The 25,928-nt window shown below is 43.3% G+C and carries 20 protein-coding genes, 1 other RNA gene and 1 pseudogene; 16 read left to right on the top strand and 6 right to left on the bottom strand.

The annotated features are described in order from the left end of the window. Positions 1-2: 2 nt before the first annotated feature. The 13 genes from GCWU000325_RS07610 to GCWU000325_RS07555 all read left to right on the top strand — a co-directional run bounded on the left by GCWU000325_RS07610 (position 3) and on the right by GCWU000325_RS07555 (position 13,209). Positions 3-629 (top strand): LolA-like putative outer membrane lipoprotein chaperone, encoded by a 627-nt coding sequence (locus GCWU000325_RS07610; protein WP_006255781.1) that lies wholly within the window; start codon positions 3-5, stop codon positions 627-629. 5 nt (positions 630-634) lie between these two features. Next, positions 635-1,573 carry a thioredoxin-disulfide reductase gene (gene trxB, locus GCWU000325_RS07605; RefSeq protein ID WP_006255780.1) on the top strand — a complete coding sequence of 313 codons (939 nt, stop codon included), beginning with the start codon at positions 635-637 and terminating at the stop codon, positions 1,571-1,573. Next, positions 1,573-2,103: a C40 family peptidase gene (locus GCWU000325_RS07600; RefSeq protein WP_006255779.1), complete on the top strand. Its 531-nt coding sequence runs from the start codon at positions 1,573-1,575 to the stop codon at positions 2,101-2,103. The genes trxB and GCWU000325_RS07600 overlap by 1 nt, the downstream gene beginning before the upstream one ends. After that, positions 2,100-2,672: a uracil-DNA glycosylase family protein gene (locus tag GCWU000325_RS07595; RefSeq protein WP_006255778.1), complete on the top strand. Its 573-nt coding sequence runs from the start codon at positions 2,100-2,102 to the stop codon at positions 2,670-2,672. The genes GCWU000325_RS07600 and GCWU000325_RS07595 overlap by 4 nt, the downstream gene beginning before the upstream one ends. 171 nt (positions 2,673-2,843) lie before the next feature. Next, the gene (locus GCWU000325_RS07590; RefSeq protein WP_006255777.1) at positions 2,844-3,827 is read left to right on the top strand and encodes a Gfo/Idh/MocA family protein; all 984 of its coding nucleotides are present in this window, start codon (positions 2,844-2,846) and stop codon (positions 3,825-3,827) included. A gap of 6 nt (positions 3,828-3,833) precedes the next feature. Beyond that, on the top strand, positions 3,834-4,979 hold the full coding sequence (locus tag GCWU000325_RS07585) for a DUF4421 domain-containing protein (protein WP_006255776.1): 1,146 nt from the start codon (positions 3,834-3,836) through the stop codon (positions 4,977-4,979). A 670-nt stretch (positions 4,980-5,649) separates the two neighbouring features. Beyond that, positions 5,650-7,671 (top strand): M3 family metallopeptidase, encoded by a 2,022-nt coding sequence (locus tag GCWU000325_RS07580; protein ID WP_006255774.1) that lies wholly within the window; start codon positions 5,650-5,652, stop codon positions 7,669-7,671. Positions 7,672-7,677: 6 nt separating this feature from the next. Beyond that, a complete protein-coding gene (locus GCWU000325_RS07575; RefSeq protein WP_006255773.1) occupies positions 7,678-8,115 on the top strand; it encodes a deoxycytidylate deaminase in 438 nt (145 codons plus the stop codon). Further along, the gene (locus tag GCWU000325_RS07570) at positions 8,102-9,907 is read left to right on the top strand and encodes a S41 family peptidase (protein WP_006255772.1); all 1,806 of its coding nucleotides are present in this window, start codon (positions 8,102-8,104) and stop codon (positions 9,905-9,907) included. The genes GCWU000325_RS07575 and GCWU000325_RS07570 overlap by 14 nt, the downstream gene beginning before the upstream one ends. Before the next feature lie 54 nt (positions 9,908-9,961). After that, positions 9,962-11,068 (top strand): radical SAM family heme chaperone HemW, encoded by a 1,107-nt coding sequence (gene hemW / locus GCWU000325_RS07565; RefSeq protein ID WP_006255771.1) that lies wholly within the window; start codon positions 9,962-9,964, stop codon positions 11,066-11,068. A 115-nt stretch (positions 11,069-11,183) separates the two neighbouring features. Further along, positions 11,184-12,308: a hypothetical protein gene (locus GCWU000325_RS07560; protein WP_006255770.1), complete on the top strand. Its 1,125-nt coding sequence runs from the start codon at positions 11,184-11,186 to the stop codon at positions 12,306-12,308. A gap of 20 nt (positions 12,309-12,328) precedes the next feature. Then, a complete protein-coding gene (locus GCWU000325_RS12190; protein WP_169303830.1) occupies positions 12,329-12,505 on the top strand; it encodes a hypothetical protein in 177 nt (58 codons plus the stop codon). A 449-nt stretch (positions 12,506-12,954) separates the two neighbouring features. After that, positions 12,955-13,209 (top strand): type B 50S ribosomal protein L31, encoded by a 255-nt coding sequence (locus GCWU000325_RS07555; RefSeq protein ID WP_006255768.1) that lies wholly within the window; start codon positions 12,955-12,957, stop codon positions 13,207-13,209. Between the two features lie 217 nt (positions 13,210-13,426). Here the strand turns inward: GCWU000325_RS07555 and rnpB are convergent. Then, an RNA gene (gene rnpB / locus GCWU000325_RS11060) (RNase P RNA component class A) lies at positions 13,427-13,795 on the bottom strand. Between the two features lie 174 nt (positions 13,796-13,969). Between rnpB and purL the strand changes: the two genes are divergently transcribed. Then, complete coding sequence (gene purL / locus GCWU000325_RS07550; protein ID WP_006255767.1) at positions 13,970-17,674, top strand: phosphoribosylformylglycinamidine synthase; 3,705 nt, start codon at positions 13,970-13,972, stop codon at positions 17,672-17,674. A gap of 191 nt (positions 17,675-17,865) precedes the next feature. On the opposite strand, the gene GCWU000325_RS12410 is transcribed toward purL, so the two are convergent. The 4 genes and pseudogenes from GCWU000325_RS12410 to GCWU000325_RS07535 all read right to left on the bottom strand — a co-directional run bounded on the left by GCWU000325_RS12410 (position 17,866) and on the right by GCWU000325_RS07535 (position 21,882). Continuing rightward, positions 17,866-17,994 (bottom strand): DNA methylase, encoded by a 129-nt coding sequence (locus GCWU000325_RS12410; RefSeq protein ID WP_083787998.1) that lies wholly within the window; start codon positions 17,992-17,994, stop codon positions 17,866-17,868. 24 nt (positions 17,995-18,018) lie between these two features. Further along, a pseudogene (locus GCWU000325_RS07545) lies at positions 18,019-19,106 on the bottom strand (IS5 family transposase). 760 nt (positions 19,107-19,866) lie between these two features. After that, the gene (locus GCWU000325_RS07540) at positions 19,867-20,553 is read right to left on the bottom strand and encodes a glutathione peroxidase (protein WP_083788011.1); all 687 of its coding nucleotides are present in this window, start codon (positions 20,551-20,553) and stop codon (positions 19,867-19,869) included. Between the two features lie 150 nt (positions 20,554-20,703). Beyond that, positions 20,704-21,882: an iron-containing alcohol dehydrogenase gene (locus tag GCWU000325_RS07535; protein WP_040599501.1), complete on the bottom strand. Its 1,179-nt coding sequence runs from the start codon at positions 21,880-21,882 to the stop codon at positions 20,704-20,706. Positions 21,883-21,951: 69 nt separating this feature from the next. Here GCWU000325_RS07535 and uvrB point away from each other — a divergent pair, with 69 nt between their 5' ends. Together uvrB and GCWU000325_RS07525 are read left to right on the top strand one after the other, a co-directional pair. Next, a complete protein-coding gene (gene uvrB / locus GCWU000325_RS07530; RefSeq protein ID WP_006255760.1) occupies positions 21,952-23,985 on the top strand; it encodes an excinuclease ABC subunit UvrB in 2,034 nt (677 codons plus the stop codon). Continuing rightward, complete coding sequence (locus GCWU000325_RS07525; RefSeq protein ID WP_006255759.1) at positions 23,975-24,931, top strand: hypothetical protein; 957 nt, start codon at positions 23,975-23,977, stop codon at positions 24,929-24,931. The genes uvrB and GCWU000325_RS07525 overlap by 11 nt, the downstream gene beginning before the upstream one ends. Positions 24,932-25,293: 362 nt before the next feature. Here GCWU000325_RS07525 and GCWU000325_RS07520 read toward each other — a convergent pair whose 3' ends face one another. Continuing rightward, positions 25,294-25,719, bottom strand: a complete 426-nt coding sequence (locus tag GCWU000325_RS07520; RefSeq protein ID WP_006255756.1) for an HU family DNA-binding protein — start codon at positions 25,717-25,719, stop codon at positions 25,294-25,296. Positions 25,720-25,928: the final 209 nt, after the last annotated feature.

Below are 25,928 nucleotides of genomic sequence, written 5' to 3'. Positions count from 1 at the left end.
ATATGAAAAGAACAATCTCTCTCTTTATTACCGTTATATGTTTTTCCTCACTTTTTTCACAAAGTGCAAAAGATGTATTGGATAAAACGGCGGCCAAGATTGCAAATAGTGGAAGCCTCAAAGTTAGCTTTACTACGACATTCTACAACGGATTAAAACCCAATGGCAACACGAATGGTACAATACTGCTTAAAGGAAATAAGTTCAAACTAACCTCTCGGGAAGTTTCCGTATGGTATGACGGTAAAACAGAATGGAGTTTAGTTGCAGGAAATAACGAAGTCAACGTATCTACTCCGTCTGCCTCAGAAGCAGCAATGATGAATCCATATACATTCACTAGTTTATACAAGAAGGGCTACAATACAAGTATTAAGGATACAAAGTATGCAGGAAAACCTTGCAAAGAAGTTGCTTTACAAGCGCAAAACAAAGGTAATCAGATTCAGAGGTTACTAGTGATAGTTGATGCCAACTATACCCCGCTCAACATTCGCATTAAAAATAAACAAGGAAATTGGATTCGATTTGCAATAACAGAGTTCAAGCCTAATCAGCAAGTGAGCAATTCTGCATTTCGTTTTAACCCAAAAGACTTCCCTAACATCGAAATTATTGATTTAAGATAGAAATTATGGAAACAGTACGTTGTTTAATCTTAGGCTCAGGCCCAGCAGGTTACACTGCCGGCCTCTATGCAGGAAGAGCCGGTCTCTCCCCAATTCTTTATGAAGGAATGCAACCTGGAGGGCAATTAACCACCACAACAGAAATTGAAAACTTTCCCGGCTATCCGGAAGGAGTAGATGCCAATCAACTCTTAGATGATTTGCGTCGCCAAGCAGAGCGTTTTGGCACGGAAATTCGCGCACATGCGGCAACTAAAGTCAATTTAGAAAAAAGACCCTATGAAGTAACGTTTGACGATGGAAGCCAAGTTCTTTGTCATACATTGATCATCGCTACTGGTGCTACAGCTAAATATTTAGGTCTTGCCGATGAGGAAAAATACAAAGGAACAGGAGTTAGTGCTTGTGCTACCTGCGATGGTTTCTTCTATCGTAAGAAAATTGTTGCTGTTGTTGGCGGAGGCGACACTGCTTGTGAAGAGGCAACCTACCTATCCAGCCTTGCAGAGAAAGTATATTTAATTGTCCGCAAACCATTCTTACGTGCCAGCAAAGCTATGCAAGATCGTGTAATGGAAAATCCCAAGATTGAGATACTTTTTGAGACAAACGCGATTGGCCTGTTTGGAGAAGACGGAGTTTCCGGAGCACATTTAGTATATCGCCGTGGAGAAGCTGATGAAAAGCAATACGACCTTCCAATTGATGGATTTTTCTTAGCTATCGGACACAAACCGAATAGCGACCTCTTCAAGCCTTGGGTAAAAACAGACGAAAATGGCTATATTATCACAGAGGGTCAAACACCTAGAACAGGCGTACCAGGCGTCTATGCAGCCGGAGATATTGCCGACCCTCATTACCGACAAGCCATCACTGCAGCAGGTAGTGGTTGTAAAGCAGCCCTTGAAGCTAATCGATATTTAGCAGAAAACAACTTGTAATGAGCCTCTATAGCAAGAGAAAAGTACACTTAGGTTTAGGATTTTCTATCCTATTCCTACTTTTCTCTTGCTCTTCTCATAAATCATTAAATTACGATTTTAAAACCTTAGTACGCACTGCAGATCGTATAGGTTTTGAAATTGAGCGCACAGACGATCACCGATTATTTATAGAAGCAGCCTCTTGGCTTGGTACGCCCTACACTTTTGGCGGTTCCTCCAAACTTGGTGTAGATTGCTCCGGCCTTACGTGTGCTATATATAATAATGTATATGGTGTGCAACTACATAGAATCAGCAAAGAACAATTCGAAAAAGATTTAGGACATCCCCGTAGCCCAGAAGCGCTCAAACAAGGAGATCTCGTCTTTTTCTCCTCTTCCTATGATCCTTCTCGTATTGATCACGTCGGAATTTTTTTGAAAGGATCAAAGTTCATTCACGCAAGTAGCAGCAAAGGCGTAGTAATAGATGATCTCAACAAGGATTATTGGCGAAAACATTGGATTGCCGGAGGCACAATAAAATGATAGAACAACACCCTCTTTCCCCTTTTCTTCCTGCAAATGCCAAACTATTGATGTTAGGTAGTTTCCCACCTCAAACTAAGAGATGGTCAATGCACTTCTTCTACCCCAATTACATCAATGATATGTGGCGTATATATGGGTTGCTTTTTAAAGGCGACAAAGACGCCTTTGTTGATAAAGAACATAAGACATTTAAGTTAGATTTGTTGATCCCCTTCTTAAAAGCAAAAGGCATTGCTTTATTTGACACAGCTATTAAAGTCAGACGATTAAAAGATAATGCTTCAGACAAATTTTTAGAAGTCATTACTCCGACAGATCTGCCTACATTATTCGATCAACTTCCACAACTAAAAGCCGTCGTTACAACCGGACAAAAAGCTACAGATACGCTGCTACAAGCATTTAACATCAAAGAGCCTGTGGTCGGCACTTATGAAACGTTTCAATACGCAGGCAAAGAGCTTCGCTTATACCGTATGCCCAGTAGTAGTCGTGCTTATCCCCTCAAATTAGAAAAGAAAGCAGAAAAATACAAGGTAATGTTTGAAGACTTAGGCCTATTATAACTCTCGAAGCATTTTATTTTTCTAAACCCAGACCTTTATTTCGCATCAATAAAAGAGATTATCAGCGGATTTTAATACGACAAAAAGCACCGGAAAGTATTGATTTCTTCACCTTTATTTTGGATACAAAAACTAACAATACTAACTTTGCTCATCTAAATAAGGCGACACATGATAGATGAGGTAAAATGGGGTTTTATTGGTTGTGGAGAAGCCACAGAAAAGAAGAGTGGCCCGGCATTTACAGAAGCTTCCCATTCAGAAGTTGTGGCCATTATGAGCCGCAATCTTGCTAAAGCAAGCGCTTATGCCCAAAATCATGGCATAAAGAAATGGTATAATGATCCGCAAATCCTGATAGACGATCCGGATGTCAATGCTGTCTACATTGCTACCCCACCTTCCACCCACGCCACCTACGCTATTATGGCTTTAAAGGCTGGAAAACCCGTCTATGTCGAAAAACCTTTAGCCTCCAATTATGAAGATTGTTGTCGTGTCAATAGGATCGTCGAGAAAACTGGTATTCCCTGCTTTGTAGCCTATTATCGGCGCTACTTACCCTATTTTCAGCGCGTCAAACAACTGATCAACTCCGGCTCAATAGGCCGCGTGATGAACGTACAAATCAGATTTGCAGTTCCCCCCAGCGATTTAGATCATTCACGTAAAGATCAGCCTTGGCGAGTACAAGCCAATATTGCAGGAGGCGGCTATTTTTATGATTTAGCGCCACACCAGATTGATTTAATTCAAGAAATGTTTGGTCCCATTATTGAGGCTACGGGTTACACGTCCAATCGTGGTGGCTATTATCAGCCCGAAGATACGCTTAGCGCTTGTTTCCAATTTAATGGAGGGCTTCCGGGTTCCGGCAGCTGGTGTTTTGTCGCCCACGAATCCGCAAGAGAAGACAGCATTGAAATTACCGGCGACAAAGGAAAACTTAAGTTTTCTGTCTTTACATACGAACCCATCATCTTACAAAACAGTCAAGGCCGACAAGAATTTAATGAAGCAAATCCACGCCACGTTCAGTTACCGCTGATTCAATCAATCGTAGACCACCTACGCGGAGAAAATGTATGCAATTGCGATAGTATCTCGGCCACTCCGGTCAATTGGGTAATGGATCGGATTTTAGGTAAAACTTAACCGTATATGTCGATCGCCTCTCTTTTCTCTATGCTTGGACGGCTGCGCTTCAGTATCCCCCATCCCTGCAAAAAAACAATCTACCTGCTTTTCAGTTTGAGCCTTCCCTTTTTATGCGCGGCTCAAACGACTCAAGAGCAGCAAACGACTGTTGTCGCAGATACGACCATACACGTAGAGAAAAAAAACTTTGGTCAACGACTCAAGCAAATCATCACCCAACTGAATACGATTGACACTACTTATATACAACCTAACGACTACACTTGGACGGCAATGATGCAGAACACCAACTTTTTACATTTTGTATCATTCAGTGCGACGGAGAAGAACAAAGAGCGACAATCACTCACTTTCTTCCCTCGTCCGTCTTTCAAGATTGGTCCTTTTCTGGGTTGGCGTTGGCTTTTCTTAGGCTACACTATTGATATTGGCCGCATACAAAAAGCAGGAAAAAATACAGAGTTCAGCCTTAGTTTATATAGTAATTTAGTTGGAGGAGATTTCGTTTATTTAAAAAATAAGGGCGACTTCCAATTGCAACGCACGGTAGGCTTTCAAGGCGTCTCTCCCGGAACTTTTCACAACAAAAACTTCGATGGATTGCAAATGTATTTGATCAGCTTCAACCTCTATTGCATTTTCAATCACAAGAAGTTCTCTTATCCGGCCGCCTATAATCAAAGTACAATCCAGCGCAAAAGTGCAGGCACACTACTCTTTGGCTTTCGCTATGATCATCAAAAGTTGGAATTCGATTATACTAAGCTCCCCCCAACGCTTACGCAGCAAACACCCCTCTTCGAACAGCTAAAAATAGCCAACCGCACATATAGCAATTACAGTATAAGTGCCGGCTACGCCTACAATTGGACTTTTGCACGCAATTGTCTGTTGGCCGGTTCCTTTACGCCCACTATCGGCCTGAGTCTTGAAAGAGGAAGAAAGGTCGCAGGTACAAAACCGGATGCGCAGGCCGCAAATCTGAATCTCGGATTCGTAGGTCGCGTAGGCCTTGTTTGGAATACAGGACGAGGATTCGTCGGAATCTCCTATATTAGCCAGCTGTACGACTATCGGCGTAAAGGTTTTACGGCCATCAATTCTGTCAATTTCATCAATACCTACGCGGGTTTTTATTTCGGCAAATAGTTCTGCGCTAAGTCTTTCTTAGCAATCATCAGCGCTTATCCATCTGAGACTTGCTGATCTCAAGAAGCCATATTCTTATCTCCCCTTATCCTTCTTAATATTGCCAGACTTGACATCTCACCCGGCCGTATTATACATTTAATTTCCAAATCGTAAACACAACGACAGGACAATAAATGCTACCCGCAAAACATCTTCGGTTTGCTGCTTATTTTCTTCATTGCATCGCTTATTTTTACGCGACAAAACCTCATAAATTCCCAACCGCAACTTAATTTTGAGTCGTACCATCACGAGCGAACGAGTGTTTCATCACGTGCGCACATTCATACTCTCACGATGGTACGTTCATCCTCTCGTGATAATAGAAGAAGCGATCAAGAGAAACGTTTCCAATCTATACCTTTTCATAGATGCAACTCCAAAGTTAAATCAAGCATAAAAGGCGTATCGCATAAAAATGCTGATTTTCAGAAAGCACCTACAAAACGATTTATTAAACGCATTTATCTTATTGATCCACAAACAGTATTTAGATTCTTAAGATAAAGAGGTAGAGATCCTTTTCTACATACGAAAATATGGCATTCGCAAACAGTGAAAGATGACAGAAAAAATATGTGCCTTACTTTTGTATATTTCTCTGCGGTAAAGTAACTTTGCAGATAATATGATACAAAGAGAAAATCCATTCTTTGGTGCTTATCAGACACCACACGAAACTATACCTTTTGACCGCATCACTTTGCAAGACATTGAAGAGGCGATCGACAAAGGAATTAAGGAAGAAGATGAAGAAATAGCAGCAATTGTAAGCAACAAAGAGCAACCTGATTTTGCAAATACGATTGCCGCGCTCGATACTACAGGCACGCTGTTGGGAAAGGCAACAAGCGTACTTTTCAACTTGTCATCAGCAGAAACGAATGACGAGCTTGATGCCTTAGTGCAAAAATATGCACCCATTTTAACCCAACATGAAACGGCCATTACGCTGAATGAGGGGTTATTTAAGCGTATTAAAGCAGTATATGATGCAAAGCCCACTTTAAATGAAGAGGAGCAGATGCTACTGGAGAAGACTTTTGAGGGCTTTGAACGCTCGGGTGCGACATTGGATGAAGCCGGAAAGGAGCAACTGCGTAAGCTTTCGACCGAGCTATCGCAGTTGACGGTGCAATTCTCCCAAAATCATCTGAAAGAGACAAATGCATTTACCTTGCATTTAACTAAAGAGGAGCAATTAAAGGGCTTGCCTGAATCGCAAATTGAACAAGCGGCTCAAACGGCTAAAGAGCAGCAGACCGATGGTTGGATCATCACCCTGAAAGCTCCGAGTTACATACCGTTTATGACTTATGCGGATGACCGCGAATTGAGAAAGCAACTGTATATGGCCTACAATACGCAGTGTACACACGACAATGCACATAACAACTTCGAGATCGTAAAACGCATTGTCAATCTGCGTCGAGAAGTAGCCCAACTATTAGGCTACGCAAGTTATGCTGATTTCGCGCTAAAGAACAGAATGGCAGAAAAACCGGAGCATGTGTATCAATTATTAAACGACTTGATCAAGCACTATAAAGCACCGGCAGAAAAAGAAATGAAAGCCATCAGCGCCTTATCAGATGAGGAGTTAAAACCTTGGGATTTTGCTTATTATAGTCAGAAACTAAAGAAAAAAGAATTTGACTTGGACGCAGAAATGCTCCGCCCTTATTTCGAACTTTCGCAAGTAAAAAAAGGTATCTTCGGTTTGGCTGAGCGGCTTTATGGCATCACTTTCAAGCAAAACCCGGACATTCCGGTTTATCATCCAGACGTAGAGGCCTTCGAAGTGATAGATGAGAACAGCGACTTCTTAGCTGTGCTATATTGCGACTTCCATCCGAGAAAAGGGAAGCAAAGCGGAGCGTGGATGACCAACTATAAGGAAGAATCAGAGCGCGAAGGGCGACCATTTGTGGCGATCGTAATGAATCTGACTAAGCCGACGGCAGAAAAACCGGCCTTATTGACCTTGGGAGAAGTGGAGACTTTCCTGCACGAATTCGGACATGCGCTGCACGGTATCTTTGCAAAGACGCGCTATGCGGCACTTAGCGGAACGAGCGTATATTGGGATTTCGTAGAGCTCCCATCGCAGTTTATGGAAAATTATGCCGTCGAGAAAGAGTTCTTGTCTACGTTTGCAAAACATTACAAAACGGGCGAACCTATCCCCGACGAGCTATTAGCAAAGATTCGCAAAAGCAGGAATTTTAACGTTGCTTATGCTTGTATGCGACAGGTTAGTTTCGGACTTTTGGACATGGCCTATTATACACAAACCGAACCTTTCACAGAAGACGTTCGCGCTTTTGAACAGAAAGCTTGGGCGCCCGCACAGTTGATGCCACAAGAACCGGAAACTTGTATGAGTGTACAGTTTGGCCATATCATGTCAGGCGGTTATGCGGCAGGCTATTATAGCTATAAGTGGGCAGAAGTGTTGGATGCGGATGCTTTCTCGCTTTTCCAAGAGACCGGAATTTTTAATAGAGAAACGGCCCGACGCTTCCGCACTAATATTTTGGAAAAAGGAGGAACTGTACATCCATTAAAACTTTATACAGCTTTCCGAGGAAAGGCTCCAAGCATCAATGCATTGTTGATTCGCAACGGTTTGCCTACGCCTAACGCTTAAAACACAATGACGACAGAAGAGAAACAACAATTACTCGACAATCGCTACCTCCGTATGGCACGTATATGGTCGGAAAACTCCTATTGTAAACGTCGGCAAGTCGGCGCATTGATCGTTAAGGATAAAATGATTATCAGTGATGGCTACAATGGCACACCTTCCGGCTTTGAAAATCAGTGTGAAGATGAGCTAAACATAACAAAGCCTTACGTGCTTCACGCTGAAGCGAATGCTATTACAAAGATAGCTCGCTCGGGTAATAACTCTGACGGCGCAACGCTTTACGTGACGGACGCACCTTGCATAGAATGTAGCAAACTTATTATACAAGCCGGCATAAAACGCGTTATATACGGCAAGAAATATAGATTGACTGACGGAGTAGAACTCTTAAAAAGAGCGCATATTGACGTTCAATATTTACCATTAAATGAGCAAGAATAAACGTCGCTTCATCCCGCTACTCGTATCCATAGGTGTAGTAGTAGGTATTTTGCTTGGAAGTTTTTTTGCTTCCCATTTTGCTGGCAACCGCTTGAACATTATCAATACTTCCAGCAATAAGATCAACGATTTGCTTCATCTCGTAGACGACCAATACGTTGATTCCGTTAATATTCCGGACTTAGTAGAAAAATCTATGCCCGGAATCTTAGCACAGCTTGACCCTCACTCTACTTATGTCAGCGCAAAAGATGTAGAAGCCAGTATGCAGGGGCTTAATGGTAGTTTCTCCGGCATTGGTGTTCAATTTACAATCTACAAGGATACAGTTAGAATTATTCAAATTGTAAAAGGCGGACCTTCAGAAAGCAAGGGTCTTCAAGCCGGAGACTGCATTACGGCGGTCGATGGCAAACCTTTCGTCGGCGAAGTCGTTACAAACGATGAAGTATTAAAACGCTTGAAAGGCCCAAAAGGCTCCAAAGTAACTTTAAGTATCAAGCGCGTGGGAGAAAAACGGATTTTCAATACAACAATCACGCGTGGAGATGTTCCGGTTAAAAGTATAGATGCCGTTTATATGGCTACGCCTTCAATCGGATACATTCGTATTACCTCTTTCAGCAGCACAACTTATCCGGAATTCTTAGCTGCTCTTGCTAGATTAAATCAATCAGACTTTAAAGGCTTGGTTATCGATCTTCGCGGAAACCTCGGAGGTTATTTGGATGCAGCTGTAAAAATTGCCAATGAGTTCTTACCAAAAGGTAGGCTGATTGTCTACACCGAAGGACGAAAATCTCCTCGACACGACTATGTAAGTGATGGTCGAGGAACATATCAAAACATCCCACTTGTCCTCTTGGTTGATGAAAATACAGCTTCAGCCAGCGAAATATTAAGTGGGGCGATACAAGATAACGACCGGGGAACGGTTGTAGGAAGGCGCACCTTCGGCAAAGGATTGGTACAAGAAGCCATTGAATTCAGAGATAATAGTATGCTTCGTCTAACTATTGCACGTTATTATACGCCCTCCGGTCGCTGCGTACAAAAACCATATAAGCCTGGGGATGAACTAGATTATCAAGAAGACTTGCTTTTGCGTGCAAAACATGGGGAATATTACAACGCAGACAGCATCAGAGCAAATGGAGAAAAGTACAAAACGCGCTTAGGCCGTATTGTATATGGAGGTGGCGGCATCATTCCAGACAAATTCATTCCGCTTGACACAATCGGAATGACATCTTATTTTAAGGAAGCTTATTTGAATGGATTGATGTTTCAATATGCCTATGTGTTTACAACGACTCATCACGAGGCGCTAAGCAAGTATAAGACTGAAGGTGAGGTCGTGAACTATTTACACAAACAAGATTTAGTCAACAACTTTGCGACTTTCTCAGCTCAAAATGGACTTCGCCGACGCAATAATCTGATTAAGGAGTCTGCCTCATTGATTAAACGCTATATCATCACAAGAATTTTGGACAACCAACTAGGTGTTCAAGCCTCAATAGAATACGCAAATAGCTTTGATACGGGAGTTAAAACCGCAATTGCAATAATTGAGTCTGGTAATGCTTTCCCAAAAGTATCGACATCGCAAACGAATAATACGACAGCTGCTATTTCTCCGTCATATTCATTGCAATATGGAGCAAATGCTCAATTGGCAAAAGCATACTTCTTTTCGCCCTTTGTATGCTTTCAAAACGATGGATTGTATGGCGTTGCGGGCGAAAACTTCGACAAACAACAGAAAAAGATATTTCTCTATTTCGTTTAATAGTTTCTTACACACAGGAATGCAACTTAACAAGTTGCTCTACTCATTTATATAATGGCAGGTCTGTATGTGCACGTTCCGTTTTGTGCTTCACGTTGCATTTATTGTGACTTCTATTCTACGACCCAAACAACAGAGCAAAGGGAGCGATATACTAAGGCACTCATTGACGAAATAAAGGCACGTGCTGGACGATGGGACGACACTTTTCAAACAATTTATTTTGGAGGGGGTACACCATCGCAATTGTCTATAGCTGAAGTCTCACACATAATAACAGCAATACAGAGCTTACTACACATCTCGCCATCAGCAGAGATTACTTTTGAGGCAAATCCGGACGATATTAACGAAAACTATGTCAAGCAACTCAAGTCGCTTGGTATAAATCGCATTAGTTTGGGCGTACAAACTTTCGATGATGCCCGTCTTCACTTTCTACGTCGACGACATACCGCAAAAGAAGCAGCCAAAGCTGTAGAGACAATCTCTACAATTATCGAGAATGTTAGTTTGGATCTTATCTATGGATTACCCAACCAAACATTATCTGATTGGGCAACAGATATTCGTCGAGCTCTCCAACTTCCAATTAAGCATCTTTCTTCTTATGCGTTAACAATTGAAGAAGGAACCCCACTGTTTCAACTTCAACAAAAGCAAATAATCAAAGAGGTCAAAGAAGATATAACTAGAGCTATGTACGAAATGCTCATGCTTCAAACGGAACAAGCCGGCATGCAACACTACGAGATCTCTAATTTTGCATATCCTACATACCACTCTCAACATAATCACAACTATTGGTTAGGACTCCCTTATTTAGGGGTTGGACCAGGCGCCCACTCTTATAAAGGACACACGCGTAGGTGGAATAAAGGTGACCTAAACTACTATCTACAACACCCAGGACAACCACTTTTCGATTTTGAACAGTTAAATGAAGATGAGCACTTCAACGAGATGTTGCTTTTACGCCTCAGAACTAAAGAAGGACTTTCCTTGAACGAATTAAAGCCACAAGATAGGAACTATTTACTTTCTGTAGCCTCCCCTTTCATCAAACAAGGATACTTACACTTTTTAAGAGAAAACTTACACGTTTCTAAACACGGCATTTTTATCTCTGATTACATAATATCCTCTCTAATGAAAGGATGAAGCGATGAATTTATCATTAAGATCATCGCCAATTAATTATATGAATTTTGTATTTTTGCCGATGAAATAAAGAACTCTACTTAATTCTTAAGCCCATAAAACAAATAAAGACCCGATGAACCTACAATTTACAAAAAAGATTTCTCTCCCTTTACTTCTTTCGCTGCTCTGTTATCTACATCTATCAGCACAGCAAGTTATCTTCTATGAAGACTTCAGCACGTGTAATGGATCTGGAGGTAACGGCGAATCTTGGGGAAAAGGAGGAACAAAGAAAACAGCAGAATTAGATTCCGCAAAATGGGAGTCTCATGAAAATTTATATCAAGGCAACAAATGCCTAAGGCTTGGGAGCATAACATATCCTTCAGCATGCATAATCACAAAAGGCTTGAATTATAAGGGCCCCTGCATCTTATCTCTCAGAGCTGGCAGATGGAGCAACAAGCCATTGAAAAAACTACAGATTGAAATAATGAGAACCGGTAAGGATAGCTTGATAGAAGTAGAATTCAAACAAGCTGGACATTTCTATTATTACCAACTGTACATACCAGATATGACAAAAGATACTCGTTTTGCATTCACAAATAAAGGATCTGGTAAGAACATATTTTTGTTAGACGATATAAAAATCATTGCTGGCACACCTACATCGTTTACACAAACTATCAGCGACGTAGGCTACTCTACTTTGTATTTTAATAAGCCTTTAGTGCTACCAACAGGACTAATCGCACATACCATCCAAGAAAAAGATGACCAATTGTATTTCAATCAGACATATAATGAAGGTGATATACTTCCCCCTGAGACCGGACTTATTTTGGAAGGAAATAAAGGTAGTTACATCCTAGAGGAACCCATACAGACCTGCGAAATCTACCCTGAGAATCTTTTAAAGGGAGATACCATAACTGCTATGATTAAAGAAGAAAGTGAACATAGATATTATATGCTTTCATTAGATGAGCTTCAAACACCAGGTTCCGTTGGTTTCTACTATGGCAGTCCCAACGGAAAGCCTTTCGAATCTCAAGCCTACAAAGCATATTTATCACTTCACGAAGAACTCGCAAAAAGAATTAAAAGTTTTCCACTCTCTCAGATTACAACCAGATGCCAACAACAACTCAAACGTGAGAAGAATAATTCAATTTACGACCTGCAAGGGAGGAAGAGGAATAATGTACAGCTAGGACTTCAAATCATCAATGGAAAAAAATACATTCTCCGATAACCTAGGAATACCCAACCCATATGTCATCCCAAAAGCAAAAGCAATACCAACCCCTTCGCATCGAATGTATAAATCTTGAATTGTCAACCCAATTCATCGCCTCATCCCCGCTAAAGATCCACGAGAATGAAGGTAGTCATCATCAATTATCCATAGAATTAAACGATTCTGATACTGATAAAGACACCATAGAATAACAATTATTTTTTATACAAGACCTCAGCAAGAAGTTATATGCCTCCGCTCGATTTAAGAATGCTTTTATATTCTAGGATCTATAGCACCTGGCTCTCGTTTTTGCATCTGTTTAGGTTAAAAGAAAATTCACTCACAATTCTAATTTCTTTGAACAAAGCCACTCAAAAAGGATTATATACTTATGATTCGGTGAGTTTCAACAATAAATTCACGAAAAACAATCACATTTAGTGGTTTTGTTTTAGCTCACCAACAAACATCAATGAATTCATGTATACGCTTCTATATGCTCATAAACCGCATAACAGATCACGCTTGAGTAAAGGATTGAGATGAATTATAGCAAGATTTCCAGCTTAAATATTTGTTTGTGCGGGAAATACTTAGTAATTTTGCAACCGCTTATGTTTAGACAATTAGTAAAAGAAATAATAAAAGAATCGCAGCAATGAAAAAAGGTACCCATCCTGATAACTATCGTCCCGTTGTATTCAAGGATATGAGCAACGGCGATGTTTTTCTCTCTCGCTCTACTTGCAAAACCAATGAAACAATCGAATTTGAAGGCGAAACTTATCCTTTGATTAAATTGGAAATTTCCAGCTCTTCTCATCCGTTCTATACAGGCAAGACGAAGCTCGTCGATACTGCAGGTCGCGTAGATAAGTTTATGAATCGTTACGGTAATTCTCGTAAGAAGTAATTATAATCGATTCTTTTAAGCATACAACAAAGCCGAGGTTCTTTTAAAGAGTCTCGGCTTCATTGTATACATAAAATTGGAAGAGATTCAGATTATTCTTAAGTCATCTGCATCAACACAAACTCCGCAGAACTATACATAAATCATTTAGGCTAAAATAATTGGAAATAAATCATCTGAAGACGGAAGCTTTGCTTTTAAAAGGTTGCGAAAAAAAGAAAGCAGCCGAACTATAAGCCGGGTTCTGTACACAAGTTTGTGTGTCCGTCATTTATCCGCATTTATTGTCACCAATAAATTGTATCGTTCTACCCTCTGACGCGCTACACTCGGACGGGCCGCCCTCTAACGCCAGTTTACATGAACTTTCAGCAATCGATGTGTACGGCTTGTGAGTCACCCCACAACCGGTAAGCTCTTACCTCACCTTCTCACCCTTACCTTATACTAATTAAATACAAGGCGGTTATTTTCTTCTACACGAATTTGCCTTCACAGACAACTTCCCATTAAGAAGCGATTTGCCCTATGCTGCCCGGACTTTCCTCCTACATTATAAGATGTACGCGACGGACCATCCGACTGCTTTCTCGCTGCAAAGGTACGACAGAAGTAATAGAAGCCCAAAGATGAATAGGCTTTTCTTCTTTCTTAACCACATGCATAGGCTTAGGGAGTATTTCAAAAGAAAAGTATTTCGATAAATTTGGTCTTTCTTTTGCCAAGCACTAATTTTGCCTCATAAATCAATCTCTACTATATGATCCTCTTCTTTTCCAATACAGCCTATAACTATATCGTTGTAGAAACTACCGAAACATTGAGTCCTGAGAACCTTGAAGCGCTTTGTTGGCTCTTTGGTGATGCTAAACTTAAACATGAACAAACAATCGAAGGCTGGTTTATTGGGCCACGTCCGGAAATGATTACCCCCTGGAGTACCAATGCCGTTGAAATCACTCAAAATATGAATATACAGGGAATTACTCGTATAGAAGAGTTCTTCCTTGTTGAGGATGAGACGGCTGAATATGACCCAATGCTCCAGCACCTCTATCATAACCTTGACCAAAACGTATTTATAACAAAAAGAGAACCAACTCCTATCCAATTTATAGAAGATATTGAACGCTACAATGAAGAAGAAGGACTGGCTTTATCTGCTGCAGAAATTACCTACCTTCATAATGTAGAAGAGCAACAAGGCAGACGCCTGACAGATTCCGAAATATTCGGTTTTGCACAAATCAATTCAGAGCATTGTCGTCACAAGATCTTTGGAGGAACCTTTATCATTGATGGAAAAGAGATGCCCTCCAGCTTATTTGCTATGATAAAAAAGACGACCAATGAGCATCCCCACAAAATTGTTTCTGCCTACAAAGACAATGTAGCCTTCTCTGAAGGTCCCACGATAGAGCAATTCGCTCCGCAAGACCATTCAACCAGCGACTACTTTATCATTAAGGATATAAAGAGTGTAATTTCTCTTAAAGCTGAGACACATAATTTCCCGACGACTGTAGAGCCTTTTAATGGCGCAGCAACAGGAACGGGCGGCGAAATCAGAGATCGTATGGCCGGAGGTACAGGCTCGTGGCCCATTGCTGGAACTGCGGTCTACATGACAGCTTATCCGCGTTTAGATGGCGGACATCCTTGGGAAGATATTTTGCCTGTGCGCAAGTGGCTCTATCAAACACCTGAGCAAATTCTGATTAAAGCCTCTAATGGAGCAAGCGACTTTGGCAACAAATTCGGGCAACCACTGATCTGCGGCTCTGTTCTCACTTTCGAACACCAGGAAAACGGAGAGAAATACGGCTATGATAAAGTTATTATGCTTGCCGGCGGTGTCGGATACGGCACAAAGCGCGACTGCTTAAAGGGTGAGCCTGCAAAAGGGAACAAAATCGTCGTCGTAGGTGGCGACAATTACCGCATAGGTTTGGGCGGCGGCTCTGTATCTTCCGTTGATACGGGCAGATATAGCAGCGGTATCGAGTTGAATGCTGTTCAGCGCGCCAATCCGGAAATGCAAAAGCGCGCCAACAACTTGGTTCGCGCATTGTGCGAAGAGGAAGTTAACCCCGTAGTTTCAATTCATGATCATGGATCGGCAGGTCACGTCAACTGTTTATCAGAACTCGTCGAGGAATGTGGAGGATTGATCGAGATGGACAAGCTCCCCATCGGCGACCCTACGCTCAGCGCTAAGGAAATCATAACAAATGAGAGCCAAGAACGCATGGGCCTACTTATCCAAGAGGAGCATCTCGCACACGTTCAAAAGATTGCCGATCGCGAACGCGCTCCGATGTATGTCGTAGGCGAAACAACCGGAGATGCTCACTTTGCTTTCCAACAAGCAGACGGTGTTCGACCGTTTGATTTGGATGTTGCTCAAATGTTTGGCCATTCGCCCAAGACAATTATGCAAGATGAAACGGTTGAGCGCAAATACGAGAATGTCGTTTATCAAAATAGCCAATTAGAAGAGTACTTAACGCAAGTTTTACGATTAGAAGCTGTGGCTTGTAAGGATTGGTTGACCAATAAAGTAGACCGCTCTGTGACCGGAAAGATTGCACGCCAGCAATGCGTAGGAGAATTGCAACTTCCTTTGGCTGACTGCGGCGTCGTAGCCTTAGATTATCGCGGCAAATATGGTATAGCTACGGCCATCGGCCACGCACCTCAGGCCGGTTTAGCTTCTCCTCAAGCCGGTAGTGTTCTTTCTGTTGCAGAAGCTTTGACCAATATCGTGTGGGCTCCCTTAAGCGAAGGGCTGGATAGTGTTTCATTATCAGCCAACTGGATGTGGCCTTGTCGCTCACAAAAGGGCGAAGACGCGCGCCTTTATCAAGCTGTTGAAGCACTAAGCGACTTCTGTTGCGACTTAAATATCAATGTCCCGACAGGAAAAGATAGTCTTTCACTCTCTCAGCAATATCCTGATGGCGAAAAGATCATCTCTCCGGGAACGGTCATTGTTTCTGCCGGTGGAGAGGTTGATAACATAAGACAGGTAGTAACGCCCAATCTCAAAGATGTCAGTGCTTCAAAACTTTATCATATAGATTTCTCCTTTGACGACTTACGTTTAGGCGGCTCCGCCTTCGCTCAGACGCAGAAGAAGGTAGGTTCTGATGTACCGGTGGTAAAAAATCCTGACTATTTCCGCGATGCCTTCAATGCCGTACAGCGTCTTGTGAAACAAAACTTATTACTTGCCGGCCACGATATATCTGCGGGTGGTCTGATCACGACTTTACTCGAAATGTGCTTTGCTAACGTTAACGGAGGTTTGGAAATCAACCTCGACGCCTTTGTCGGAGGAGATTTAATCAAAATCCTCTTTGCTGAAAATCCCGGCATCGTCGTTCAAGTGGCCAATGAAAATGAAGAAGCCTTCCAAGAGCTGCTTGATGAAGAAGGAATCGGCTATGCGCTTATCGGCGTACCGACTGAGGAGCGCCATATCCTGCTCAAACAAGGCAATGCCACTTATCAATTGGGCATAGATTATTTGCGTGATGTTTGGTATGAGACGTCTTATCTCTTAGATTGCAAACAAAGTAAGAACGGTTGCGCAAAATTACGTTTTGAAAACTATCGCCAACAGCCCTTGCAGTTTGATCTGTCTACACTTAAGTTTGACGGAACGTTTAAATCTTTAGATATAAATCCTGATCGCCGAGAGCCCAGCGGCTTGCGGGCAGCCATCATTCGCGAAAAAGGTACTAACGGAGAGCGAGAAATGGCATATGCGCTCTACTTAGCGGGCTTTGATGTCAAGGATGTGATGATGACCGATCTGATTAGCGGTCGCGAAACGCTTGACGACATTAACTTTATTGTCTTCTGCGGTGGCTTCTCCAACTCAGACGTGTTGGGCAGTGCTAAGGGTTGGGCCGGCGCATTCTTATATAACCCGCAGGCCAAAGCGGCTTTGGATCGCTTTTATGCGAGAAAAGATACCTTAAGTTTGGGTGTATGTAATGGTTGTCAATTAATGATGGAACTCAATCTTATCAACCCCGAGCATACGGCAAACGGAAAGATGCTGCACAACGATTCTCATAAGTTTGAAAGTGCATTTTTAGGCGTTTCTATTCCAGAAAACAACAGTGTTTTATTGGGTAATATGAGCGGAACTCAATTGGGCATTTGGGTAGCTCACGGAGAGGGAAAATTCTCCCTGCCGCTGGCTGAAGAAGCGTATAATATTGTATTGAAATATACTTACGACGCCTACCCGGGTACGCCCAATGGCTCAGACTATTCTGTTGCCGGACTTTGCAGTGCCGATGGCCGCCACTTAGCTATGATGCCCCACTTGGAGCGCTCTATCTTCACGTGGCAAAATGCTTATTATCCGGCCGACAAACTCAATGACGATGCCACGCCTTGGTTGCAAGCTTTTGTCAATGCACGCAATTGGGTGGCAGCACATCAAAAATAAAAGGCAAGAAGACACACAAACACATATTCAAATCATTCTCTACAAGGATATTATTCCGGTAGAGAATGATTTTTGTATACAAACGATCATACAGCGACCGGTTTTCTTTAGCACAATATTATATGCGATTCCAATTAGTCTTAGTTTTTCACTCCTATACACGATAGCTTTTCACTTATACTCCGAATAGACTATTTGAGACCTTTGCAAAATAAGGAGGTGTAGTAAAGAGGAGTTCTTGGCATAAAAGGAGCGAGTGAAAGGGGTGGCAGTAAGGAGTGAAAGTAGTTGTAAATCCCCCTTTGAGGAGCTGCTTGCACGAGCTCCTCAAGGGTGGTTATGCCTTATCCTACAAATGAGGACATAATTATCCCCGGGGTTCTGTATAAATTAAAGGCGATGCTTTCAAGAATGTTTTGAGTATGGGTCTTGGCAAGTCCCCGGTATCGACATCGTCCGCCATGAAACCACCGGCGAATACTGCCAAAGGTGCGTTCGATGGTGCTCCGTATCGGACTGATTGCTTTGTTTCGTTGCTTCTCTTCCTCGGTCAATGCCCTGTTGCGTTGTGCCTTGTGCATAATGCCGTCTTGAAGGTGATGGGTTTGCAGGTAGGAACGATTTTCCCCGCAAGCATATCCTTTGTCCGCCAAGACGGCTGTGCCTTGAGGTATGTTTGCACCCTGCAATAGCGGAATAAACTCCTTCGTGTCACTGCGGTTCGCTGCAGTCGTTATCACCTTTTGAACAATGCCTTGAACATTGGTCAGACAATGCTTTTTGTATCCGTAGTGATAACGCTTTTGTTTGTAAACCCAACGGGCTTCTTCATCCGTCCCTTTACGTTGACGGACAACCTGTTTTTGATAATCCTCCTCTGCCTCTTTTTCCTCCTCGCTCCGATTGTCTTCTCTGTCGTCTGCAACTTCAATCGTAATGCTTCCGTTGGGTTTATGTGGCGTCTCCACAAGGCTTGCATCGACAAGCCACCCCTTCCCTTAACCGAAATATGATGGCGCGAAAGTTGTTTGTTAAACTGCGCCAACAGTTTGTCCATGAGACCCAACTCTGTCAGTGCCGAACGAAATCGACTGATGGTGCTGTGGTCGGGAGATACCTCTTCCATCTTCAGCCCCAGGAATCGGGAAAAGGTGATCGAATCATTGATGCGCTCCTCCAAAGCACAATCACTGAGGTTGTACCATGTCTCCAAAAGCAACATCTTGAATAAGAGAATCACGTCATAAGCCGGTGCGCCGATGGCATTTTGTCGCTTCGTGTATTTCTTGTTGATCAGCGTCCTGATCGGACGCCAATCGATAAGCGTGTCAACCTGATTGAGGAAGTCGTTTTGTGCTTTGCGATAACGCTTTGAAAGGAGTGCGTCTGCAAATGTTACATGCTCATCGGTATTCTTGGATTGGTATGCCATGGGAGGAGTATTATGCTGTTTTTAATGCTCAAATATACGAAATAACTTCCTATTATACAATGAATTAACAAACAAAATACACACCAATCGCTGTGCAAAGGTCTCTATTTACGTATCGCTAATTATACTGCTTTCAGGAAGATTATATTTCATCACAACTTACTTGCTCGTTCACATAACGCATTTGTGGGCAACTAGAGTCATATAAATGGCACTCAACGTCAGCTTTAAAAGCACGCTGAACAAGTAGTGATGATGTACCATCGTGATAGTACGAGTTTACGCTCACGAAAAAAATGTCGTACCATCACGATGGTACGCGCTTTTCTTCACGAAAGGAAGGGATAATAGTTGATGCTACAATCGTAATCTTAGGAAGGGCTTCTCTGCTTTATGCGCAAGAAATATTTTATTTATAGAAATAATCCGCCTCCATAAGCACCCTTTCAAACCTCCTCCAAACAGTCGCTTTCCATTCCAAAACTTAGCGAACCTCAAACTTGAAAAACACCTCCTCTACATGGGAAACAGCAATACCATATCCTACGATTCGGATCATATAAGAAGACAAATAGCTGTTATTTAATATCTTCATATACAACACATAAAGCCCCACATCTTCCTCCAAAGAAAGAACGCCACAACATTCTTAATGCAGTGGCGTTTTACTAAGAGAATCAGCCTTAAAAAACTATTACTATTTAATAAATAATTGGCTTTCTTGGTCTCAAACTTTTAGTTTTCGAGATCAAATGCCGTATCATTTCTTAGCGCGAGAAGTAGCACGAGGTTTTTTCTCTTTGTTACTCGGTCTGCCAACTGGCTTTTGCTCCATTGAAGAGGATGCTAGTTGTTGCTGTATGTCCTTTTCTATGTTGCTAATGGCCTCTGTTGGCTCATAGCGACGTAATACGTGTCCGTCACGCGATATAAGAAACTTTGTAAAGTTCCATTTGATGTCCGATTTCTTGTCATAGTCGGCGTCTTGTTTGCGCAACACCCTATCAAGCACTTGGCCGGCTTTTTCTTTCAAGTCGAATCCGGCAAACCCCTTTTGCTCCTTCAAGTAAGTAAAGAGCGGAGCAGCTGTAGGCCCATTTACATCGATTTTATCAAACTGCGGAAAACGCACATCAAAGTTGGTCGAACAAAATTGTCGAATCTCTGCGGTTGTACCAGGCGCCTGTTGCCCGAATTGATTGCAAGGAAAATCTAGAATTTCCAGTCCTTGTTCCGCATATTGCTCATAGAGCGCTTCTAACTCTTTGTATTGTGGAGTGAAACCACAACGCGTAGCCGTATTAACTATGAGCAAAACTTTGCCGCGATAGTTGGACAGCGCCACTGACTTACCATCGGCATTGGTCACTGTAAATTCGTATATTTCCTGTGCGCAAAGCGTCAATCCGCTCAAAAGAAACACCAAACAAAATAGAATTCGTTTCATAATTTTCATATTGTTCTTTTAGAATAGTAGGCCCGCATTCCAAGAGAAACGCAGACCTTTTGAGTAGTTACTTACAATAGCCTTACAAAGACAAATACGAGGAGAGTAAAAGCTAACTTTCATCCGTTTGTTATCGGCCTATTCTATCCTCTATTCGTGCTGAGCTATTTCATAAATTTCTTTAGACATCTTATGATCTAAAGGGACATAGTTGCCAACCTTTTCTCCTTTAATCACATGTAGATGTTCGTTAAGCATATCTATATCATAATTGTCTATACCCAGTTCCTTAATGGTCGTAGGCATACCAATCCGATGCAAGAACTTCTTGAAGCGGCTTATACCTTCGAGTGCATCTTCCTTGTCATTGCCTGAAGGATTTACATCCCACACACAATGCGCCCATTTTATAACCTTCTTTGGATTGTGCTCCACCATAAACGTAAGCCAAGCAGGGAAAATCACAGCCAAACCAGCACCGTGAGTGACGCCATAAAAAGCAGACAACTCGTGTTCTAAAGCGTGCGAAGACCAATCTTCCACATTGCCCGTCCCACAAAGACCCGTGTGAGCCAGAGTTCCGCACCACATGAGTGTGGCTCGGGCATCATAATCTTCAGGTCTGTCCAAAACTTGCGGTGTAACTTCTATAATCGTCTTCAATATAGACTCCGACAATCTATCTGTCAGCTCCGTGTGCTCCGTATTGGTAAAATAGCGCTCCATAATGTGTGCCATCATATCTACAGCGCCCGCTGATGTTTGGTAAGGCGGTAAAGAATAGGTCAACTCCGGATTTAAGATTGAAAACTTCGGACGCAATGCTCGCGGAGTGCGTAGACTGATCTTTTTATTGGAAGCAACTTGCGTAATAACAGAGTTTCCTGATCCCTCACTTCCTGCCGCGGGAATAGTAAGCACGACACCGACCGGCAAAGCCGACTCCACAGTGCGCGTACCTTCATAGAAATCCCAGAAATCTCCATTGTCCGGAATCCCGGCCGCCATTGCCTTAGCTGCATCTATGGCCGAACCACCACCAACGGCTAAGATCATATCCACATTATGCTGCCGGCCTAAATCAATACCTTTATAAACTTCCTCGTCAGTAGGATTAGGTTGAATGCCTCCCAATAAGACGTAGTAAAGTTCGGCCTCTTTCAAAGCTTTTTCTACGCGATCCATCAAGCCACTCTTAACTGCATGACCTTGCCCATAGACGACGAGCAAGCGCTTTCCGCCAAAGCGTTTCACAAGCAGGCCCGTTTGCTCTTCTGTATTTTTCCCAAAAACGAAGTCCGTAGGACTGTAAAACTCAAAATTATTCATAAGCATTTGTTTAAGCGTTAGGCAAAGGTAGGGATAAAATTCTCTATCTTTGCATTTCTATTGAAAAGAATGTCTGCTTTTAAATTACACTCAGAATATCAGCCCACCGGCGATCAACCTGAGGCTATCGAAGCCTTAACCACAGGAGCAAAAGCCGGAACTCCGGCGCAGGTGCTTTTAGGAGTAACCGGCTCCGGCAAGACTTTCACAATAGCCAATGTGATTAAGAACTTGAACAAGCCAACACTTGTCTTGAGCCACAATAAAACATTGGCCGCTCAATTGTATACGGAGTTCAAAGATTTCTTTCCGGAAAACGCCGTAGAGTATTACGTTTCTTACTACGACTATTATCAACCGGAAGCTTACATTCCCTCGTCGGACCTTTATATAGAAAAGGACATGGCCATCAACGAAGAAATCGACCGCCTGCGATTAGCGGCAACTTCGGCGCTCCTATCAGGCAGAAAGGACGTGATTGTGGTCAGTTCGGTCAGTTGTATTTACGGTATGGGCAATCCGGCGGCGTTCTATGAAAATGTTATAGACCTCAAAGTCGGATCTTCTATAGGCGTAACCCAACTTTTGCAAAAGCTTATAGCCAGTCTTTATACCCGCAATGACGTAGCGCCGAAATCCGGTAACTTTCGTGTGAACGGCGATACGGTAGATATTTATCTGGCCTATACGGAAGAGATCATCCGTGTTACGTTTTGGGGCGACGATGTCGATACAATAGAAGAGATTGACGCACTTTCGGGTTATCGGACCGCGACGTTTGAGGAATACAAGGTTTATCCGGCCAATTTATTCTTGACTTCTAAAGAAACACAAGAGCTTGCCATCCGCTCTATTCAAGATGATTTAGTAGAACAAGTGCAAAAATTTGAAGAAGAGGGCAAGATGCTTGAAGCCAAGCGACTGAGTGAGCGCGTTTCATACGATATAGAAATGATTAGAGAGCTGGGGCATTGCAGCGGCATCGAAAATTACAGCCGCTACTTTGATGGGCGATCGCCCGGCACAAGGCCTTACTGCCTTTTAGACTTTTTCCCGGAAGATTTCTTAATAGTAATCGACGAGAGTCACGTTACTGTGCCTCAGATTCGCGCAATGTGGGGAGGTGATCGTCATCGTAAGGTCAACTTAGTCAATTATGGTTTTCGCCTACCGGCTGCATTAGATAACCGACCGCTTACTTTCGACGAATTTCATCAAATGGCCAAACAGGTTATCTACATAAGTGCTACGCCTGACGACTATGAATTACAAGAGAGCGAAGGAGTCATCGTTGAGCAAATCATTCGTCCCACCGGCTTACTCGACCCTCCGATCGAGGTACGCCCAAACGACTACCCCATCGATGATTTAATGGAGGAAATCCGGCAATGCATTGAACGAGAAGAGCGCGTTTTGGTAACCACGCTAACAAAAAAGATGTCAGAAGAACTCACCGACTATCTACTAAAGAATGGGATTAAGACAGCTTATATCCATAGCGACATAGATACCTTAGAGCGCGTGCGCATTATGGAAGATCTCCGTAAAGGAACATATGATGTTTTAGTCGGCGTGAACCTCTTACGCGAAGGTTTGGACTTACCGGAAGTAGCCTTAGTTGCTATTTTAGATGCCGACAAAGAAGGTTTTTTGAGAAGCACGCGAAGCATGACGCAGACGGCCGGTCGAGCTGCACGAAATGTCAACGGGCGGGTGATTATGTATGCCAATCGTATTACCACGTCTATGCAACAGACGATCGACGAAACCAATCGACGACGTGCGAAGCAGATAGCTTACAACGAGCAACACCACTTGAAACCCCGCCAAATCAAGAAGAAAATTAAGACCAACCAACTGACAGAGCTATCCGAAGCACGGCAAAGCGAGAAGAGCACGACAACTTACGACCTACGACAAACATCCACGCCCAAAGCTGCAGAAGATCAAGCCGTATATGGGAAAAAAGAAACATACGAGGAGCGCCACGCACGCTTGGAGAAGCAAATGAAAGCCGCCGCAGAGCATTTGGATTTCGTCTTGGCAGCACAATTGCGCGACGAATTATTGGCAATAGAAAAGGAACATCAAAATGAACATTAAACAAACGCTGAAATCGTGGACGCTCTTAATAGCAATGCTCACGGGCGTCCTCGGTTATTTTATTTATATCAATATCCCCTTCTTAGACAGCACGCATAAATTTGCCTACATCGCCCTTTCTACTACGCAGCCTTGCCTCATCTTTTCAATGCTCTTCATTGCATTCTGCAAGATCGATCTGCGAGAGATCAAATTCAAGGTCTGGCATTTGTGGCTCTTTCTCATTCAGATGCTTGTTTACGGCGCTGTTATCCTGCTGCTCTGTCTTTTCCCGCAACTTCCGGAAAAGCTCTTGTGGGAGTCGGTCTTGCTCTGCTTTATTACGCCTACGGCTACGGCAGCACCGGTTATCACGCAAAAACTGGGCGGCGACGTAGCCGGACTTACGACTTACTGCATACTCATCAACCTCTCTGTCGCGCTATGTCTGCCGCTCGGCCTGCCCCTGATTTATCCACAAGAAGATACGACCTTTTTCTCTTCGTTCTGTCGCATTCTGGCGCAGGTATTCCCGATGCTGATCCTACCTTTCTTCAGCGCTGTCATCACCCGGAAGTATTTACCCGGACTCCACCGAAGCGTTACGCGCACGAAAGACCTGGCTTTTTACCTTTGGGCCGCCTCGTTGTGTATCTCTATCACACTTGCCACGAAGTATATCGTACACAGCGACATCACAGTCTTCAATTTTATCAGCGTATCCTGCGTTTCCGCGCTATGCTGCCTCATCCAGTTTTCATTGGGTCATAAAATCGGACGCAAATACAATTGCAAGATAGGAGCGGGTCAGTCTTTGGGACAGAAAAACACGGCTTTTGAAATGTGGATCAGCTTTGCCTTCCTCAATCCGGTCACGTCTTTGGCCGGCGCCACCTATGCTGTTTGGCACAACATTTATAATTCGTGGCAACTCTATGAGAAAGAAAAAGGCCGAACGATCCATTAGCGCGTTCTCTACCCGCCGATCGGGCCGAACCCGCGGCTTTTCCCACGCCTCTCTGCCCCACTCTTTGCTTTCGCCCCCTCTCGCTTCATGCTGTCGAAGGCCGTTGTCGTCCGGCAGCGGCAGACTGTCAGCGCTGCCATAGTTTGTTCTTTTTGTTCACGTCGTATGAATCGTAAACGACGCCACCGGCACTATCGAATGGCGACAGCCTCAAACCGAGACCGACTTCATCTGACCTTTCCCGACAAAAATATCGGGGCGAAGAGATGCGTATCTCTTCGCCCCGATGCTTTATGCTGCACTTTCATTCCGAAAGAGCATGAATTTTTTGTGAGCACGGAGACGGCCGGAGGCCGGAAACGTCAAGGCTTGTGAGGCTGTTTCTCCTTTGCCTTCTTCCGCTTCGGGTTGTCGACCTCCACCTCGATCTTCTTCAAGGCCTGGCGAACGGGCTCTTTCCACGTCACGATGATGCGCGGACGCTTCAATGATTCGGCGCAGACATCGACCTCCTTCGCTTCCATCTTCGAGGGGATGGCCGTGCGCAGCGAGAAGATGTCGCCCAAGTCGAGCGAGCCGCCGAGGGTGACAATCTCTATGACGATGTTGCGCAGCGTGATGATGACGTTCCTCACGTCGCCCTCGCTCAATGACGTTTCCCTGACGATGCGCTCCACGAGCCATTTCGAGGAGAACTTCAGCGGAGCCTTCGGCACGGCGCTGTAGGACTTCTGTCCCTTGCGCGGACCTATGCGCATGATGCTTTCAATCACTTTGAATACCAGCATATTGTTTATTGTTTTAAGTTATGAAAAAGGGTACCGTTCGCCTTGGAGCGGCACCCCGTTAATACCATTGTTTTGTGTATCCTCTTGTACTCCTATAAGGACTCCTCTCGTACTCCTATAAGGACTCCTCTCGTACTCCTATAAGGACTCCTCTCGTACTCCTATAAGGACTCCTCTCGCACTCCTATAAGGACCCCTCTTGTACTCCT

The organism is Alloprevotella tannerae ATCC 51259 (genome assembly GCF_000159995.1).
Classification (GTDB): domain Bacteria; phylum Bacteroidota; class Bacteroidia; order Bacteroidales; family Bacteroidaceae; genus Alloprevotella; species Alloprevotella tannerae.
This window is presented reverse-complemented; position numbering and strand designations above follow the sequence as displayed.